The organism is Bordetella bronchiseptica (genome assembly GCF_900636925.1).
GTDB classification, from domain to species: Bacteria; Pseudomonadota; Gammaproteobacteria; order Burkholderiales; family Burkholderiaceae_B; genus Bordetella; species Bordetella pertussis.
In genome coordinates this window covers 983,004-1,000,267 of sequence record NZ_LR134326.1, presented here as the reverse complement: position 1 = coordinate 1,000,267, position 17,264 = coordinate 983,004, and the positions used below count along the sequence as shown (strand labels likewise).

The following is a 17,264-nucleotide window of genomic DNA, read 5'->3' as shown; positions in this document are numbered from 1 at the left end:
AGAATCCGGCAAGGGAGACACCATGGATACGCTTTCCTCCACCGACACGTCCGCCACGGCGGCCAGCCCGGTGCCCGACGCGCGCGGCCTGAACCTGTTCCGCGCCGATCCGTATGCGGCCGGCCTGGCGCGCTGCTACCTGCCCGCCGATCTCTGCGACCACCTGTTGCCGCACCTGGATCGCCTGGGCGCGCTGGCCGGCGGCCGCATGGACGAACTGGCCATGACGGCCGACCGCCACCCGCCCACGCTGTCGGTGCGGCACCGCACCGGCACGGACGAATCGCGCATCGACAAGCATCCCGCCTATGTGGAGCTGGAGCGCCTGGCCTACAGCGAGTTCGGCCTGGCGGCCCTGTCGCATCGCGGCGGCGTGCTCGGCTGGCCGGACCCCATGCCCGCCGCGGCCAAGTACGCGCTCAGCCATCTGTTCGTGCAGGCCGAATTCGGCCTGTGCTGCCCGGTCAGCATGACGGACTCGCTGGCGCGCACGCTGCGCAAGTTCGGCGACCCCGCGCTGGTGGAACAGGTCTTGCCGCAAGTCATCACGCAGGATTTCGACCAGCTGCAGCAAGGCGCCATGTTCATGACCGAACAAGGCGCCGGCTCGGACGTCAGCGCCACCACGGTGACCGCCCAGGCGCAGGCCGACGGGCGCTGGGCGCTGCATGGCGACAAGTGGTTCTGCTCCAACCCGGATGCCGGCTTTGCCATGGTGCTGGCGCGCAGCGAGCCCAACGCAGGCCTGCGCGGCGTGTCGCTGTTCCTGCTGCCGCGCCGCCTGCCCGACGGCAGCCCCAACCACTACCGCATCCTGCGCCTGAAGGACAAGCTGGGCACGCGCTCGATGGCCAGCGGCGAGATCCGCCTGGAAGGCGCGCTGGCATGGCTGGTCGGCCAGCGCGGCCAGGGATTCAAGCACATGGCCGACATGATCAACAACTCGCGCCTGTCCAACGGCATGCGCGCCGCCGGCCTGATGCGCCGCGCGCTGACCGAGGCGGTGTTCTTCGCCCAGCAGCGGCGCGCCTTCGGCAAGCGCCTGATCGACATGCCGCTGATGCGCCGGCAACTGGCCAAGATGGCCATGCGCGCCGAGCAGGCGCGCAGCGTCATGTTCCAGACCGCCCAGGCGCTGGCCGCCGCCGACCGCGGCGAGGGCGAGGCGGCGCTGCCGCGCATCCTCACGCCGCTGATCAAGTTCCGCGCCTGCCGCGACGCGCGCCAGGTGACCGGCGACGCGATGGAGGTCCGCGGCGGCTGCGGCTATATCGAAGAATGGGTCGAGCCGCGCCTGATGCGCGATGCGCATCTCGGCTCGATCTGGGAAGGCACCAGCAACATCGTGGCGCTGGACGTACTGCGCGCCATCCGCAAGGCCGACGCCCTGCCGGCGCTGCAGCGCCATGTGCAGGCCTTGCTGGCCGCCGGCGCGCCGTGCCCGCCCGAGCTGGCGCCGATCCAGGCGCGCGCCTTCGACGGCGCCTATGCGCTGGCCGCGCACGCGGCCGCCCATGAACGCGACGACCTGGCGCGCCAGGCGGCCTCGGCCCTGTACCACGTCGTCGCCATCGCCGCGCTGCGCTGGGAAGCGGCGCGCGATCCCCGACTGGCCTCGCGCGCCGCGCTGGCCGACCTGGCGCTGCGCCACCGGCTCGCTCCCCGCGACCCTTGCGCGCTGCCCGCCGACGACGACGCGGCGTGCCGCGCCGTGCTGCAGACCGCGCTGTAGCGGCGGTTCCCACATAACAACGACGGAGACATACCATGCAACAGCTGATTCGCAGCCTCGTCCTGGCCGCCGGCCTGGCCTTGCTGGGCGGCGCCGCCGCGCCGGCGCTGGCCGACTACCCCGACCGGCCAGTCACCCTGGTCGTTCCCTTCCCGCCCGGCGGCCCCACCGACGCCATGGCGCGCCGGCTGGCCGAAGGCCTGAAAACGCAACTCGACCAGACCGTGGTGGTGGAAAACCGCGGCGGCGCGGGCGGCAATATCGGCGCCGAACTGGTGGCCCACGCCAAGCCCGACGGCTATACGCTGCTGTTCGGCACCTCGGGCCCGCTGGCCATCAACATCAGCCTGTACAAGAAACAGAACTACGACCCGCGCACCAGCTTCGCGCCCATCGTGCGCATCGGCCACCTGCCCAACATCCTGGTGGTGCATCCCTCGGTGCCGGCCAACAACGTGCAGGAACTGATCGCCTACGCCAAGGCCAATCCCGACAAGCTGAGCTACGCGTCCTCGGGCAACGGCGCCTCCTCGCACCTGGCCGGCGTGCTGTTCAACCGCATGGCCGGCACGCGCATCCTGCACGTGCCCTACAAGGGCACCGGCCCGGCCCTGAACGACCTGCTGGGCGGGCAGGTTTCGATGTCGTTCACCGACATCCTTACCGCGTTGCCGCACATACAGGCCGGCAAGCTGAAGGCCATCGGCCTGGCCAGCGCGCAGCGCTCGCAGGCCCTGCCCGAGCTGCCCACGATTGCCGAACAGGGGCTGGCCGGCTACGACGTCAGCGTATTCTTCGGCATCGTGGCGCCCAAGGGCACGCCCGACGCCATCGTGCAGAAACTGAACGCCGCCTTCATCGCCGCGCTGGACGCGCCCGAAGTGCGCGACACGCTGCGCAAGCAAGGCATCGTGCCGGCGCCCGAGCGCACGCCGCAGGCCCTGGCCGGCTTCATCAACGAGGAAGTCGACAAGTGGGGCGAGCTGATCCGCGCCGCGCAGATTTCCCTGGACTAAAGGCGTATCCACCATGGCTGTTGCCGCATTGCCCCCCGGCGCCCTGCAAGGCTGCCGCGTCATCGACCTGTCGCGCGTGCTGGGCGGCCCGTACTGCACCCAGATCCTCGCCGACCACGGCGCCGACGTGCTGAAGATCGAACCGCCCGGCGGCGACGAGACGCGCGGCTGGGGGCCGCCGTTCTCCGGCCAGACCGCCTCCTACTTCATCGGCGTCAACCGCAACAAGCGTGGCATGGCGCTGGACCTGTCGCAGCCTGCCGGCCAGGAGCTGCTGCGCGGCCTGCTGGCCGACGCCGACGTGCTGGTGGAGAATTTCAAGCCCGGCACGCTGGAGAAGTGGGGGCTGGGCTACGACACGCTGAGCCAGGCCTTTCCGCGCCTGGTGCATTGCCGCGTCAGCGGCTTCGGCGCCGACGGCCCGCTGGGCGGCCTGCCGGGCTACGACGCCTGCGCCCAGGCCATGTGCGGGCTGATGAGCGTCAACGGCGAGGCCGACGGCCCGGCCACGCGGGTGGGCCTGCCGGTCGTGGACATGGTGACCGGCCTGAACGCGGCCGTCGCCGTGCTGCTGGCCCTGCAGGAGCGCCAGCGCAGTGGCCTGGGCCAGTTCCTGGACATCACGCTGTACGACTGCGCGCTGTCGCTGCTGCATCCGCACGCGCCGAACTACTTCTACAGCGGCCGGGTGCCCACGCGCACCGGCAACGCGCATCCGAACATCGCGCCGTATGAAACCCTGCCCACCGGCGCCGGGCCGATCTTCCTGGCGGTGGGCAACAACCGCCAGTTCGCGGCGCTGGCCGACGCGCTGGGCGCCCCGCAACTGGCGCAGGACGCGCGCTTTGCCAGCAACGCCGAGCGCCTGGCGCATCGCGACGCCCTGTGCGCCGCGCTGACCGAACTGCTGCGGCCGCACGAAGCGGCCTCGCTGGCCGAGCGCCTGCTGCGGCTGGGCGTGCCGGCCGCGGCCGTGCTGGACGTGGCGCAGGCGCTCGACCATCCGCACGCCCGCCACCGCGGCATGCTGCTGGAAGCCGGCGACTACCGGGGCATCGCCTCGCCCATCAAGCTGTCGCGCACCCCCGCGCGCCTGCGCAGCGTGCCGCCGGCCTTGCAGGAACCGGCCGGGGCCTGAACCGCCCTCAGTCGCCCAGCGCCAGGCCTTCGCGGCGCGGATCGGCGCCGCCGGCCAGGCCGTGCGGCCCGATCACGATGCCCTGGATTCCGCTGGGAAAATCGGTGATGCGCACCTCATGGCCCATGCGCCGCAGCGCCGGGGCCAGCGCTTCCAGCGCCGTGCCGCGCTCGAGCTCGGTTTCCTTGTTGCGGCTGCCCAGGTTGGGCAGCGCGATCGCCTGCTGCACGTCCAGCTTCCAATCGAGCACGCCGACCAGCGTCTTGGCCACGTAGTTGATGATGGCGCTGCCGCCGGGCGAACCCAGCGCCAGCACGGGCTTGCCGGCGCGAAACACGATCATGGGCGCCATCGAGCTGCGCGGCCGCTTGCCCGGCTCGACCCGGTTGGCGACCAGCCGCCCTTCCGGATCGCGGTAGGAGGACGAGAAGTCCGTCATCTCGTTGTTGAGCAGGAAACCGCGCACGAAGATCTTGCTGCCGAACGCGGCCTCGATGGTGGACGTCATGGAAACCACGTTGCCCGCGGCATCCACCGCCACCAGGTGGCTGGTCGAGGGCACCTCGATGGCGTCGTCGCGCGCGCGTTCGGCCAGCAGCCCCTGCGGATCGCCCGGCAGGGCCGTCTTCATGCTGCGGTCGGGGCGGATCAGCGCGCCGCGCTGGCGCAGGTAGGCGGGATCGAGCAGCGCCCGCACCGGAACATCGACAAAGGCCGGATCGGCCACGTAGAAGTCTCGGTCGGCGAAGGCCAGCCGCCCGGCCTCGGAAAAATAATGCACGGCCTCGACACTGCCGGGACGCATGCGCGCCAGCGGGTACTGTTCCAGTTCGCCCAGCATCTGCAGCACCGCCAGCGGGCCGCTGCTCGGCGGCGGCGCGCCGCACAGGCGGTAGCCCCGGTACAGGCCACACACAGGCTCGCGCACCACGGCCCGGTAGCCGGCCAAGTCGGCCTCGGCCAGGTCGCCCGGCGTGGGATGGGCACGCACCGCCGCCACGATGTCGCGCGCGATCGGCCCGCGGTAGAAGGCATCGGCCCCCTCGCGCGCGATGCTGCGCAGCGTGGCCGCGAACTCGGGATTCCGCAGCCGGTGGCCGACCGGCCAGGCCTGCCCGTCGGGGCCGTAGAAGTAGCGCGCCGCCGCGGGCTGCGCCGCCAGCGCCTTGTCGCCGGCGATGGACTCGTGCAGGCGCGGCGACACGGCGAACCCCTGCTCGGCCATCGCGATGGCCGGCTCGAACAGGGCCTGCCATGGCAGCTTGCCGTGCTGGCGATGCGCCAGCTCCAGGCCGCGCAACAGGCCCGGCGTGCCGACCGCGCGGCCGTTGTTGACCGATTCGGCATACGACAGCGGCTTGCCCTCGCGCAGGAAGCGGTCGGGCCGCGCAGCCGCGGGCGCGGTCTCGCGGCTGTCGTAGACGCGCAGCTCGCCGGCGCCGCGGTCGTAGTGCACCATGAAGGCGCCGCCGCCTATGCCCGAGGATTGCGGCTCGACCAGGTTCAGCACCAGTTGCGCGGCGATGATGGCGTCGGTGGCGCTGCCGCCGGCCCGCAGGATACGGTAGCCGGCCTCGCTGGCCAGCGGGTTGGCGGTGGCGATCATGTAGCGCTGGGCGTGCGCTTGCGCGCGCTCGCTGCGCGCGCTGGCGATCTCCGGATTGACGTCCTCGCGCGCCACGCCCGGCGCCTCGCGCGCCCAGGCCGGCGCCTGGCAAATGGCGGCGGCGCACAGCGCCGCCAACAGCGTCCGCAATGGCATGGTCTCCCCTCCTCAGGCTGGTCCAACGGCACATGATAAACAGGCTGTCCGGCAGCGGCGAACCCGCCTCGGCATAGAATCGCATTTTCCATCCCGGGTTTGAGCCATGCGCCTGCGCCACATCGAGATCTTCGAGGCCATCCGCCGTACCGGGTCGCTGACCGAGGCGGCGGCGGCCCTGCATATTTCTCAGCCCGCGGCCAGCAAGCTGCTGGCGCACGCCGAGGCCCAGCTCGGGTTCAAGCTGTTCGAGCGGGTCAAGGGGCGCCTGGTGGCCACGCGCGAAGCCGAAATCCTGGCGCCCGAGGTGGCGCGCCTGAACCAGGACCTCGGCAGCGTGCGCAGGCTGGCCGCCAGCCTGCGCGACCGCCCCCACGGCCACCTGCGGCTGGGCTGCGCGCCGGCTCTCGGCCTGGGCCTGCTGCCCGGCGTGGTGCGCGCCAGCCGCGACGCCCAGCCCGGCATCACCTTCGACATCCACACCCATCACAGCGCCGAGCTGGTGCAGGGCCTGCTGGCGCACGAGCTCGACCTGGCCATTACCTTCGACGCCAACGACCACCCCGGCCTGACGCGCACCAGCCTGGGCCATACCGAACTGGTGCACCTGAGCCGCCGCCCCGGCGCCGGCACGACGCGCCTGCAGGAACTCGGCGGCGAAACCCTCATCGTGCTCGACGCCCGCGATGCCTCGGGCTCGCTGCTGCAAATGGCGCTGGACGCGCAAGGGCTGGCCCCCCGCGTGGCAATCCAGGTACAGACCCACTACGTGGCCTGCGCGCTGGCCGAGGCCGGTTGCGGCGACGCCGTGGTCGACGCCATCACCGCGCGCGCCATGCTGCGTCCCGGCATGGCGCTGCGGCGCCTGGAGCCGGCGCTGCGCGTGCCCATCAGCGTCATGACCCGCAGCCAGGACGCGCTCTCGACCCTGCACCACGACTTCATCGAGCGCCTGCGCCAGGCCTGCTCGGTGCTGCAGGCGCAGCCCGCGCCGCAACCGGAATAAACAACGCGCGCAAGAAAAAAGCGCCCCGCGGGGCGCTTTCGGCGTGCACGGTGTCAGGCAGCCATCAGTCCAGCTTGATGTTCTGCTTCTTGACCACGTCCTGCGCCCAGTCGTACTGCTCCTTGATTTCCTTGGCGAACTCTTCGGGCGTGTTGCCCGACGGCGCCGAGCCCTGGTCGTCCAGGGCCTTGATGACCTTCGGGTCCTTCAGGGCCACCACGGCGGCATCGCGCAGCTTGTTCACGACATCCATCGGCGTGCCCTTGGGCGCCAGCAGGCCGTACCACACCGGCTGGTTCAGCACCGGGAAACCGGCATCGGCGAACGTGGGGACGTCCTTGATGGCGTCGATGCGGGTCGGCCACGCGATGGCCATGGCGCGCAGCTTGCCGGCCTGGATCTGCGGCATGGACGACGGCAGGTTGTCGAAGATCAGTTCGATCTGGCCGCCCACGGCATCGGCCACGGCCGGGCCCGAACCCTTGTAGGGCACGTGCACGATATCGGTGCCCGTGGCCATCTTGAACGACTCGCCCATCAGGTGCAGCACGCCGCAGGTGCCCGAGCTGCCATACGAGTACTTGCCGGGGTTCTTCTTGAGCTCTTCCAGGAAGCCCTTGAAATCCTTGGCGGGAAACTTGGGATTGACCGCCACGACGTTGGCCGTGTTGGCGAAGTTGGTGACCGGCTGGAAATCCTTGATCGGGTCGTACGGCAGGTCCTTGGGTCGGCAGGCCGGGTTGACGGCCATGGTCGACACGGTGGCGATCGACAGCGTGTAGCCGTCGGGCTCGGCCCGCGCGGCTTCGGACGCGCCGATGGCGCCGCCGGCGCCGCCCTTGTTTTCCACCACCATGGGCTGGCCCAGCTCCTGGCTCATGCGCTGCGTCACCAGGCGGGCGATGATGTCGGTCGAGCCGCCCGGGGCAAACGGAACGATCACGCGAATGGCCTTGCTGGGATAGGCATCGGCGGCCTGCGCGCCAGCGGCGGCGACAAGGCCGGTGGCCACGGCAATGGCCTGAACCAGGGTGCGTACTTTATTCATGAGTTTGTTTCCTCCAGGGATTTCGGCGCCGTGCGTAACGGGCCGGCTGTGCGGTGGGCGTACCGGTGTGCGGCGGCCTTTTTGAGTGTTGGCGCGCGCCTTCAAAGGATTGCTTATGGCCAAGGCGCTGCCAGAATGTCGGAGAATAGCAGCTTGCGCCGCGACGCGGAAGCGCCGCTCCTGTCAATTTTCCTTCCAGGTTCCATGTCGGTTGCCCTGCTGGTTTTGCCCGATTTCATGCTCGTCGCCCTGGGCTGGGCCCTGCGCCACAAACTGGGATTCTCCCGCGAATTCTTCGCCGGCACCGAGCGCATGGTGTATTTCGTGCTGTTCCCCGCGCTGCTGTTCCAGTCCATCCTGCGCACCCCCATCAGCGCCGGCCATGCCATGCAGCTGCTGCAGGCCACCGCGGCCCTGATGGCCTGCGGCGTGGCGCTGGCCTGGCTGGCCGGCCCCGTGCTCAGGCCCGCGCCGGTGGCGCTGGCCTCGGCGGCGCAATGCGGCTACCGCTTCAATACCTATATCGGCCTGGCCCTGGCCGCCAGCCTGGCCGGCGGCCCCGGCCAGACCATCATGGCGCTGATCGTGGGCTTTGCCGTGCCCATGGCCAATGTCGCCGCCGTGTACGGCCTGGCGCGCCACAGCGGCAACGGCCTGCTGCGCGAGCTGGCGCGCAACCCGCTGCTGGTCTCGACCCTGCTGGGCCTGGCCTGCAACCTCGCCGGGCTGAGCCTGCCCGGGCCCATCGACACCGTGATGGCGCGGCTGGGCGCGGCGGCCCTGGCGCTGGGCATCATGTGCGTGGGCGCCAGCCTCGCCTGGGAAGGCGGCAAGGGCCATGGCCGGCTGATCGGCTGGATGCTGGCGGTCAAGCTGGCCGCCATGCCGTCGGCGGCGCTGGGCATCGCCTGGGCGCTGGGGCTGCCGGCGCTGGAGACGCGCATGCTGGTGCTGTTTTCCGCCCTGCCCACCGCCTCGGCGGCGTATGTGCTGGCCATGCGCATGGGCGGCGACGGCCGCATGGTCGCGGTGCTGATCTCGCTGGGCACGCTGGCCTCGGCCGCGACCATCCCGCTCTGGCTGACCGCGGCCGCGGGGCTGGGCGCGCCCAACTGACGCGCCCGGCGCCGCTCTAGCGGCGCGCGTTGGTCATGTCGCCCGGCACCACCCACTCGGCGAACTGCGCCTCGGTCAGGTGCCCCAGCGCCAGCGCCGCCTCTTTCAGCGACAGGTTTTCCTTGTGCGCCTTCTTGGCGATCTGCGCGGCCTTGTCGTAGCCGATGTGCGGGTTGAGCGCGGTCACCAGCATCAGCGAACGCTCGACCAGCTCGGTGATGCGCTCGCGGTTGGGCTCGATGCCGGCCGCGCAGTGCTTGTCGAAGCTGACCATGCCGTCGGCCAGCAGGCGCACCGACTGCAGGAAATTGTGGATCACCAGCGGCTTGAAGACGTTCAGCTCGAAGTTGCCGCTGGCCCCGCCGACATTGATGGCCACGTCGTTGCCCATGACCTGCGCGGCCAGCATCGTGACGGCTTCGCACTGGGTCGGGTTGACCTTGCCCGGCATGATGGAGCTGCCCGGCTCGTTCTCGGGAATGCTGATTTCGCCCAGGCCCGAGCGCGGGCCGCTGGCCAGCCAGCGCACATCGTTGGCGATCTTCATCAGGCCGGCGGCCAGCGTCTTCAAGGCGCCGTGCGCGAACAGCAGCGCCTCGTGCGAGGCCAGCGCCTGGAACTTGTTGGGCGCCGACACGAACGCGCTGCCCGTGTCATGGGCCAGTTCGGCCGATACCTTGGCGCTGAACTGCGGATGCGCGTTCAGGCCGGTGCCCACCGCCGTGCCGCCGATGGCCAGCTGGTGCAGGCCGGCCAGCGTCGCGCGGATCTGCTGCTCGGCCAGGTCCAGCTGCGCCACGTAGCCGGAGATCTCCTGGCCCAGCGTCAACGGGGTGGCGTCCTGCAAATGGGTGCGGCCGATCTTGACGATGTCGTAGAACGCCGCGCTCTTGGCGGCCAGCGTGCCGCGCAACGCCTTCAGGGCGGGCAGCACGCGGTGCTCGACCTCGACCGCGGCGGCCACGTGCATGGCGGTCGGAAAGGTATCGTTGGACGACTGGCCCCGGTTCACGTGGTCGTTGGGGTGCACCTTGCGGCCTTCGCCGCGCTCGCCGCCCAGCAGCTCGGAGGCGCGGTTGGCCAGCACCTCGTTCATGTTCATGTTGCTCTGCGTGCCCGAGCCGGTCTGCCAGACCGACAGCGGAAACTCGTCGGGCCACTTGCCGGCGATCACCTCATCGGCGGCCCGCATGATGGCGTCTGCGACCTGCGGATCCAGCTCGCCCAGCTCGGCGTTGACCTTGGCGGCGGCGCGCTTCAGGCGCGCCATGGCGGCGACCAGCGGCACCGGCATCTTCTCGGTCGAGATCGCGAAGAAATGCAGCGAGCGCTGGGTCTGCGCGCCCCACAGGTGCTGCTCGGGCACCTCGATCGGGCCGAAAGTGTCTTTTTCGGTGCGGGTTTTCATGGCGGTACAGCTCCGTTTGCGGCGAGTTGGTCGGGTTGCCGGACGCATCCGGCAATAGATGAACGAGAATCAATCCTGTCGGCAAGCGTAGCAGAAAGCACGCTTCCTATAATCCGCTCCACGCCTTGCGTTTTACCACTCGAGACCCGCCATGTCCGCCCCACCGACCACCCTCTGCCTGCACCTGCCCGACGAAGCCGCCACCGAAGACCTGGCGCGCCAGCTTGCGCCGCTGGTCGACGGGCGGCGCGGCGGCCAGCCGGGGGGACAGATCCACCTGCAAGGCGACCTGGGCGCCGGCAAGACGGCCTTCACGCGCGCACTGTTGCGTGAATGCGGCATCCAGGGCCGGATCAAGAGTCCCAGCTACGCGCTGCTTGAATCCTATAAAGTTTCTAACTTATACTTCTATCACCTTGATTTTTATAGGTTTAGCGATTCGCGCGAATGGCTGGACGCCGGTTTCCGAGATTTACTGCGTGACGACGCGGTAGTTTTGATCGAATGGCCGGAGCGCGCGGCAGGCTTGCTGCCCCCTCCGGACCTGCTGATCTCCCTGGCTTACGCGGACCAGGGACGGGACGCCAGCCTGACCGCCCATACCGCCCGAGGACAAACATGGTTGAACGCGATTGTCCCCCCGCCCACGGCGCGCTCTCTCCCCGCGCCGCCGCCCGCCGACGCCTGATCAGCGTCGCCGCGACCCTGCTCGTCCTCCCTGTCGTTCCCCGCCTGGCGCATGCGGCCACCATCCTGGCCGTGCGCACCTGGCCGGCCGATGAGTACACGCGCGTCACGCTCGAGCTCGACAGCGAGCTCAAGGCGGAACACTTCACGCTGGAGAACCCCCACCGCCTGGTGGTCGACATCGAAGGCCTGTCGGTCAATGCCGCCCTCAACGACCTCGTGTCCAAGGTGCGGCACGACGACCCGTACATCCAGGGCCTGCGCGTGGCGCAGAACCGGCCCAACGTGGTGCGCCTGGTATTCGACCTCAAGCAGTCGGTGGCGCCCCAGGTGTTCACCCTCAAGCCGGTGGCCGACTACCAGTACCGCCTGGTGCTGGACCTGTACCCGAAGGTGGCGCAGGACCCGCTGATGGCGATCCTGAACAAGCAGTCCGGGCCCGATGTCGACGACCCGCTGGCGCGCGTGCTCGACGAGATCGCGCGCAACCAGCCCGCGCCCGACCAGCCGGCCGCGCCGCTGGCCCGCGGCCAGGAGCCGGCGCCCGCGCTGCCCGCCCCGCCCATCAAGCCGCTTCCCGCGCCCGGCCGCTCGGCCAGCCGCAAGCGCATGCTGACCATCGCGCTCGATCCCGGACATGGCGGCGAGGACCCCGGCGCCATCGGCCGCTCGGGCCTGCGCGAGAAGGACGTGGTGCTGCGCATCGCGCGGCGGCTGAAGACCCTGATCGACGCCCAGCCGTACATGCGCGCCTATCTGACGCGCGACGACGATTACTTCGTGCCGCTGCACGTGCGCGTGCAGAAGGCGCGGCGCGTGCGCGCCGACCTGTTCGTGTCCATCCACGCCGACGCCTTCATCAAGCCCACGGCCAACGGCTCGTCGGTGTTCGCGCTGTCCGAACGCGGCGCATCCAGCACGCAGGCGCGCTGGCTGGCCGACAAGGAGAACGCGGCCGACCTGATCGGCGGCGTCAACCTCGGCAGCCACGACCGCCAGGTGGCCAAGGTGCTGCTGGACCTGTCCACCACGGCGCAGATCAACGATTCGCTCAAGGTCGGCAGCGCCTTCCTGGACGAGATCAAGAAGATCAACCGGCTGCACAAGAACCGGGTCGAGCAGGCGGGCTTCGCGGTACTGAAGGCGCCCGATATCCCGTCCATCCTGGTCGAGACGGCCTTCATCAGCAATCCGAAGGAAGAAGCCCTGCTGCGCAGCGCGGCGCACCAGGAAAAGCTGGCGCAGGCCATGATGACCGGCATCGACCGCTACTTCACCGCCAACCCGCCGCTGGCGCGCGTAGGCGACGTGAGCTGAGCCGGGGCGCCTGCCCCGGCAGGGACAGATACCGCCTTGGCCGTCAAGCGTCGATGGCGTACAGCAGGGTGCCTGTCCCGGCTGGGACAGGCACCCTTGCCGCGGGTGTCGCTCCTCCCCAACGGGGACGGGCGCCCGCTTCTCACTGCCCGCGCCGTACCTGCAGCAGGCGCACCAGCGCGCCGATCACCACGGGCACGATGGCCGCGCCCAATCCGATCAGCACGATGGTGTTCAGGTGTTCGCGCACCAGCGGAATGTTGCCGAAGAAATAGCCCGCGGCCACCAGGCTGATCACCCACAGCAGCGCGCCGCCGATGTTGAACAGCTGGAAGCGCGCCAGGCGCATGTCCGCCACGCCGGCCACGAACGGCGCGAAGGTGCGGATCACGGGAATGAAGCGCGACATGACGATGGTCTTGCCGCCGTGCTTCTCGTAGAACGCGTGCGTGCGCATCAGCGCATTGCGGTCCAGGAAGCGCAGGTTCATCGAGAACACGCGCGGCCCGATGTAGCGCCCTATCGTGTAGTTGACCGTATTGCCGCTGATGGCCGCCACGATCAGCAGCGCTGCCGTCAGCACCGGGTCCATGTGGCCGGTGGCGCCGAACGCGCCGGCGATGAACAGCAGCGAGTCGCCGGGCAGGAACGGCAGCACCACCAGCCCGGTCTCGGCAAACACGATGAGAAACAGCACCAGGTACACCCACACGCCATACTGTTCGACCCAGATGCCTAGGGTCTGGTCGATGTGGAGCACCATATTGAAGAAGTCGAGCATAAGGGTCCGTGGATACGAGGCCGGCCGCCGGGCGGTAGCGTAGGGCTAAAATCGCCATTATTGCCTATTCCGTTTGCCGCCCCTCCATGTCCGATCGCCGCCCGATTGCTACCCTGCCCGACCTGTTGATCAGCCAGATCGCCGCCGGCGAGGTGATCGAACGGCCGGCGTCGGTGCTCAAGGAAATCCTTGAAAACGCCATCGACGCCGGCGCGCGCGCCATCGAGGTGCGCCTGGAAGGCGGCGGCATCCGCCGCATCGCCGTCACCGACGACGGCAGCGGCATCCCGCCCGAGGAACTGCCGCTGGCGCTCACGCGCCATGCCACCAGCAAGATCCGCTCGCTCGACGAACTGGAGTCGGTGGCCTCGATGGGGTTTCGCGGCGAGGCCCTGGCGTCGATCGCCTCGGTGGCCGACCTCACCATCATCTCGCGCACGCGCGGCGCCGAGCACGCCTGGCAGATCGACGGCGGCAGCCTGCAGGTCAGCCCGGCCTCGGGGCCGCCAGGCACGACGATAGACGTACGCCAGCTGTTCGACCGCGTTCCGGCGCGGCGCAAGTTCCTGCGCTCGGAAGCCACCGAATTCGGCCATTGCGTCGACGCCATGGAACGCATCGCGCTGGCCCATCCCGAAGTCGCTTTCCGCCTGTTCCACCACGACCGCGCGCAGCGCCAATGGCTGCCGGCCGACCATGGACAGCGCATCCGCGACGTGCTGGGCGCCGAATTCGTCGGCCATGTGCTGCCGGTACAGGCGGCCGCCGGCGCCATCGCCCTGATGGGCATGGTGACGCGGCCCACCGCCGCGCGGGCGCGCGCCGACCGCCAGTACCTGTACGTCAATGGCCGCTTCGTGCGCGACCGCACCGTCAGCCATGCCTTGCGCAGCGCCTATGCCGACGTGCTGCACGGCGACCGGCAACCCGCCTATGTGCTGTATCTGGACATCGACCCGGGCGCGGTCGACGTCAACGTGCACCCGGCCAAGCACGAAGTGCGCTTTCGCGACAGCGGCGCGGTGCACCGGTTCGTTTCGCAGGTGGTGGGCCAGACGCTGGCGCAGACCGGCGGGGCCGAAGCGGTGCCGGCCGGCGTCCCGGACGGCGCCGCCCCCGACGCGGCCTACGCCGGCGAGCCGGCCGCCGCCGCGCCCGGCCTGGCCGAGCCGCGCGCCCCCTATCCCGCTGCGTATCCGTCGCCGGGCCAGTCGCCCTACCAAGGGTCGCCGGCACGGCCGCACACGCAGGTGCCGTTCCGCCTGCACGGCGAACCCGCCGGCATACCCGCGACCGACTGGCAAAGCCTGTACCGCCCCCTGCCCGGAGATGCGGCGCCGGCCGCCACGGCACTGCGCGCCGCCCCCGCCACGCCGCTGCCGACGGCCGACGAGCATCCGCTGGGGCAGGCCCTGGCGCAGCTGCACGGCATCTACATCCTGGCGCAGAACTCGCGCGGGCTGGTGCTGGTCGACATGCACGCCGCGCACGAGCGGGTGGTCTACGAACAGCTCAAGCGCGCCCTGGACGACCGGGCGCTGCCGCGCCAGGACTTGCTGGTGCCGGTCGTGTTCCACGCCGCCGAGAAGGACGTGGCGCTGGTCGAAGAGCACGAGACCCAGCTGAACGAGCTGGGTTTCGAGATGCGCCCGTCCGGCCCCGCCTCCATCGCGGTGCGCAGCGTGCCGGCCCTGCTGGCGCGCGGCGACATCGAAAGCCTGGCGCGCGCCGTGCTGCGCGACCTGGGCGCGGTGGGCGTGTCGCGCCTGCTGACCGAGCAGCGCAACGAGCTGCTGAGCACCATGGCCTGCCATGGCTCGGTGCGCGCCAACCGGCGCCTGACGCTGGAGGAAATGAACGCGCTGCTGCGCCAGATGGAAATCACCGAGCGCGCCGACCAGTGCAACCACGGCCGCCCCACCTGGGTGCAATGGTCGGTCAACGACCTCGACAAACTGTTCCTGCGCGGCCAATGACCCCGCGCGCCATCATCTGCCTGGCCGGCCCCACGGCGGCCGGCAAGAGCGCTTCGACCCTCGCGCTGGCGCAGCGCTGGCCGCTCGAAATCATCAACGTCGATTCGGCCACCATCTACCGCGGCATGGACATCGGCACCGCCAAGCCGTCGGCGGCCGAGCGCGCCCAGGTTCCCCAGCACCTGCTGGATATCCGCGATCCGGCGCAATCGTATTCGGCCGCCGAATTTCGCGCCGACGCGCTGCGGCTGATCGCAGAGATCCACGCGCGCGGCCGCATTCCGCTGCTGGCCGGCGGCACCATGCTGTACTACAAGGCGCTGCGCGAAGGGCTGGACGATTTGCCGCAGGCCGATCCGGCGCTGCGCGCCGAACTCGAGGCGCGCGCCGCGCGGCTGGGCTGGCCTGCGCTGCATGCCGAGCTGGCGTTGCTGGACCCCGCCACCGCGGCGCGCCTGTCGCCCAACGACAGCCAGCGCATCCAGCGCGCGCTGGAAATCTGCCGCCTGGCCGGCCAACCCATGTCGGCCCTGCTGCAAGGCGAACGGCGCGGCGACGCGCCATCGCCCTACCGCTACGTCACGCTCAGCCTGGAGCCCTCCGAGCGCGCGGCGCTGCACGCGCGCATCGCGCAGCGTTTCGACGCCATGCTGGCGGCCGGGCTGGTCGAGGAAGTACGCGGCCTGCACGCGCGACCGGACCTGCACCCGGGGCTGCCGTCGGTGCGCTGCGTCGGTTACCGGCAGATGTGGTCGTACCTGGATGGCGATATCGACCTGGATACCGCGCGCGAACAAGGCGTGGCGGCCACGCGCCAGCTGGCCAAGCGCCAGCTTACCTGGCTGCGCGCGCAGCCGGAGCGCGTGATCATCGATTGCCTGGCCGGCGACGCCGTGGCGCGCACCGTCGACGCGATGGCGCGGGCGCTGCCCGACTGAGCAAGGGTGCCTGTCCCCACGGGGACAGGCACCGAACCCTGCCTCAGACCACGACGGTCTGGGCCATGCCGTCCTGCTGCGGCACGATTTCGCCGATCCGGTTGACGATCTCGCCCTGCTCGCGCAGCGTGGCGGCGACGGCGTCGGCCTGGTCCGCCGCGACCACCAGCACCATGCCGATGCCGCAGTTGAACACGCGGTGCATCTCGGCATCGGCCACGCTGCCCTGCTGCTGCAGCCACTGGAACAGCTTGGGCATTTCCCAGCCGTCGCGCTGCAATTGCGCGGCCATGCCGGGTTGCAGGATGCGCGGCACGTTGTCGAGCAGGCCGCCGCCGGTGATATGCGCCAGGCCCTTGATGGCCGGGCCGTGGCGATCCAGGGCCGCCAGCACCTGCTTGACGTAGATGCGGGTCGGCGCCATGACCACGTCGACCAGCGGCTGGCCGTGGAAGTCCTGGTCGGGGCGCGCGCCGGCGCGCTCGAGGATCTTGCGCACCAGCGAATAGCCGTTCGAGTGCGCGCCGCTGGAAGCCAGGCCCAGCACCACGTCGCCGGGCTGGATCGACTTGCCGTCGATGATGGCCGACTTGTCGACCGCGCCCACCGCGAAGCCCGCCAGATCGTATTCGCCGTCGGGATACATTCCCGGCATCTCGGCGGTTTCGCCGCCGATCAGCGCGCAGCCGGCCAGTTCGCAGCCGCGCGCGATACCGCCCACCACCGCGGCCGCCGTGTCCACCGACAGCTTGCCGCAGGCGAAGTAGTCGAGGAAGTACAGCGGCTCGGCGCCCTGCACCAGGATGTCGTTGACGCTCATGGCGACCAGGTCGATGCCCACGGTGTCATGGCGGTTCCAGTCGAACGCCAGGCGCAGCTTGGTGCCCACGCCGTCGGTGCCGGACACCAGCACGGGCTCGCGGAATTTCTTCGGCACCTCGAACAGGGCGCCGAAGCCGCCGATGCCTGCCAACACTCCGGGACGCATGGTGCGCGCGGCCAGGGGTTTGATGCGGTCGACCAGCGCGTCGCCTGCATCGATGTCGACCCCGGCATCGCGATAGGTCAAGGGAGCGGAATGTTGATTAGTCATGTGAAAAACCGTGGGGTATGTAACAATTGCGGGATTTTGGGTGGTACGTCCGGGATTTTACGACGCCGGGCGCGATCCTGGCCGCAAACCCCTGGAAATGCTCCGAAATGCTCCGCCCGCCGGGTTTCGCCCCTGCGCGTTCGCCATTGCGCGACACTGCCCGGCCCGCAGTGGTTTAATGCAGGGTTGGCCGCGCCGGGGCATGCCATGCGCCGCGCGCCGCGATCCGGAAAGCCTGTTTTATCG

General features: G+C 70.1%; 14 protein-coding genes. 9 read left to right on the top strand and 5 right to left on the bottom strand.

Features of this window, described 5'->3' with window-relative positions; genetic code table 11:
* Positions 1-22 precede the first annotated feature (22 nt).
* The 3 genes from EL288_RS04730 to EL288_RS04720 are packed head-to-tail and all read left to right on the top strand — an operon-like array spanning position 23 to position 3,886.
* Positions 23-1,732 carry an acyl-CoA dehydrogenase family protein gene (locus EL288_RS04730; RefSeq protein ID WP_010927024.1) on the top strand — a complete coding sequence of 570 codons (1,710 nt, stop codon included), beginning with the start codon at positions 23-25 and terminating at the stop codon, positions 1,730-1,732.
* A gap of 35 nt (positions 1,733-1,767) precedes the next feature.
* Positions 1,768-2,748 (top strand): Bug family tripartite tricarboxylate transporter substrate binding protein, encoded by a 981-nt coding sequence (locus EL288_RS04725; RefSeq protein WP_003814318.1) that lies wholly within the window; start codon positions 1,768-1,770, stop codon positions 2,746-2,748.
* Positions 2,749-2,761: 13 nt separating this feature from the next.
* Positions 2,762-3,886, top strand: coding sequence for a CaiB/BaiF CoA transferase family protein (locus EL288_RS04720; protein WP_003814319.1), 1,125 nt, complete (start codon positions 2,762-2,764; stop codon positions 3,884-3,886).
* A gap of 7 nt (positions 3,887-3,893) precedes the next feature.
* Here the strand turns inward: EL288_RS04720 and ggt are convergent, their stop codons facing one another.
* The gene (gene ggt / locus EL288_RS04715) at positions 3,894-5,648 is read right to left on the bottom strand and encodes a gamma-glutamyltransferase (RefSeq protein ID WP_003814321.1); all 1,755 of its coding nucleotides are present in this window, start codon (positions 5,646-5,648) and stop codon (positions 3,894-3,896) included.
* A 106-nt stretch (positions 5,649-5,754) separates the two neighbouring features.
* Between ggt and EL288_RS04710 the strand changes: the two genes are divergently transcribed.
* A complete protein-coding gene (locus EL288_RS04710; protein ID WP_003814323.1) occupies positions 5,755-6,654 on the top strand; it encodes a LysR family transcriptional regulator in 900 nt (299 codons plus the stop codon).
* Between the two features lie 64 nt (positions 6,655-6,718).
* Here EL288_RS04710 and EL288_RS04705 read toward each other — a convergent pair whose 3' ends face one another.
* Positions 6,719-7,702, bottom strand: a complete 984-nt coding sequence (locus EL288_RS04705) for a tripartite tricarboxylate transporter substrate binding protein BugE (RefSeq protein ID WP_003814324.1) — start codon at positions 7,700-7,702, stop codon at positions 6,719-6,721.
* Positions 7,703-7,837: 135 nt separating this feature from the next.
* Here EL288_RS04705 and EL288_RS04700 point away from each other — a divergent pair, with 135 nt between their 5' ends.
* Positions 7,838-8,818, top strand: coding sequence for an AEC family transporter (locus EL288_RS04700; protein ID WP_003814325.1), 981 nt, complete (start codon positions 7,838-7,840; stop codon positions 8,816-8,818).
* 16 nt (positions 8,819-8,834) lie between these two features.
* On the opposite strand, the gene fumC is transcribed toward EL288_RS04700, so the two are convergent.
* Positions 8,835-10,226, bottom strand: a complete 1,392-nt coding sequence (fumC, locus tag EL288_RS04695) for a class II fumarate hydratase (protein ID WP_010929707.1) — start codon at positions 10,224-10,226, stop codon at positions 8,835-8,837.
* Positions 10,227-10,377: 151 nt separating this feature from the next.
* On the opposite strand from fumC, the gene EL288_RS04690 reads away from it, so the two are divergent.
* Positions 10,378-10,914 (top strand): bifunctional alanine racemase/tRNA (adenosine(37)-N6)-threonylcarbamoyltransferase complex ATPase subunit type 1 TsaE, encoded by a 537-nt coding sequence (locus tag EL288_RS04690; protein WP_003814329.1) that lies wholly within the window; start codon positions 10,378-10,380, stop codon positions 10,912-10,914.
* Positions 10,845-12,230, top strand: coding sequence for an N-acetylmuramoyl-L-alanine amidase (locus tag EL288_RS04685; RefSeq protein WP_019247543.1), 1,386 nt, complete (start codon positions 10,845-10,847; stop codon positions 12,228-12,230). The genes EL288_RS04690 and EL288_RS04685 overlap by 70 nt, the downstream gene beginning before the upstream one ends.
* A gap of 142 nt (positions 12,231-12,372) precedes the next feature.
* On the opposite strand, the gene EL288_RS04680 is transcribed toward EL288_RS04685, so the two are convergent.
* Positions 12,373-13,011, bottom strand: coding sequence for a VTT domain-containing protein (locus EL288_RS04680; RefSeq protein WP_003814332.1), 639 nt, complete (start codon positions 13,009-13,011; stop codon positions 12,373-12,375).
* Between the two features lie 86 nt (positions 13,012-13,097).
* Here EL288_RS04680 and mutL point away from each other — a divergent pair, with 86 nt between their 5' ends.
* Together mutL and miaA are read left to right on the top strand one after the other, a co-directional pair.
* A complete protein-coding gene (gene mutL / locus EL288_RS04675; protein WP_003814334.1) occupies positions 13,098-14,987 on the top strand; it encodes a DNA mismatch repair endonuclease MutL in 1,890 nt (629 codons plus the stop codon).
* The gene (miaA, locus tag EL288_RS04670) at positions 14,984-15,925 is read left to right on the top strand and encodes a tRNA (adenosine(37)-N6)-dimethylallyltransferase MiaA (RefSeq protein WP_003814337.1); all 942 of its coding nucleotides are present in this window, start codon (positions 14,984-14,986) and stop codon (positions 15,923-15,925) included. Before mutL ends, miaA begins: the two co-directional genes overlap by 4 nt.
* A gap of 43 nt (positions 15,926-15,968) precedes the next feature.
* Here the strand turns inward: miaA and purM are convergent, their stop codons facing one another.
* Positions 15,969-17,018, bottom strand: a complete 1,050-nt coding sequence (gene purM, locus EL288_RS04665; RefSeq protein WP_003814339.1) for a phosphoribosylformylglycinamidine cyclo-ligase — start codon at positions 17,016-17,018, stop codon at positions 15,969-15,971.
* Between the last annotated feature and the right edge of the window lie 246 nt (positions 17,019-17,264).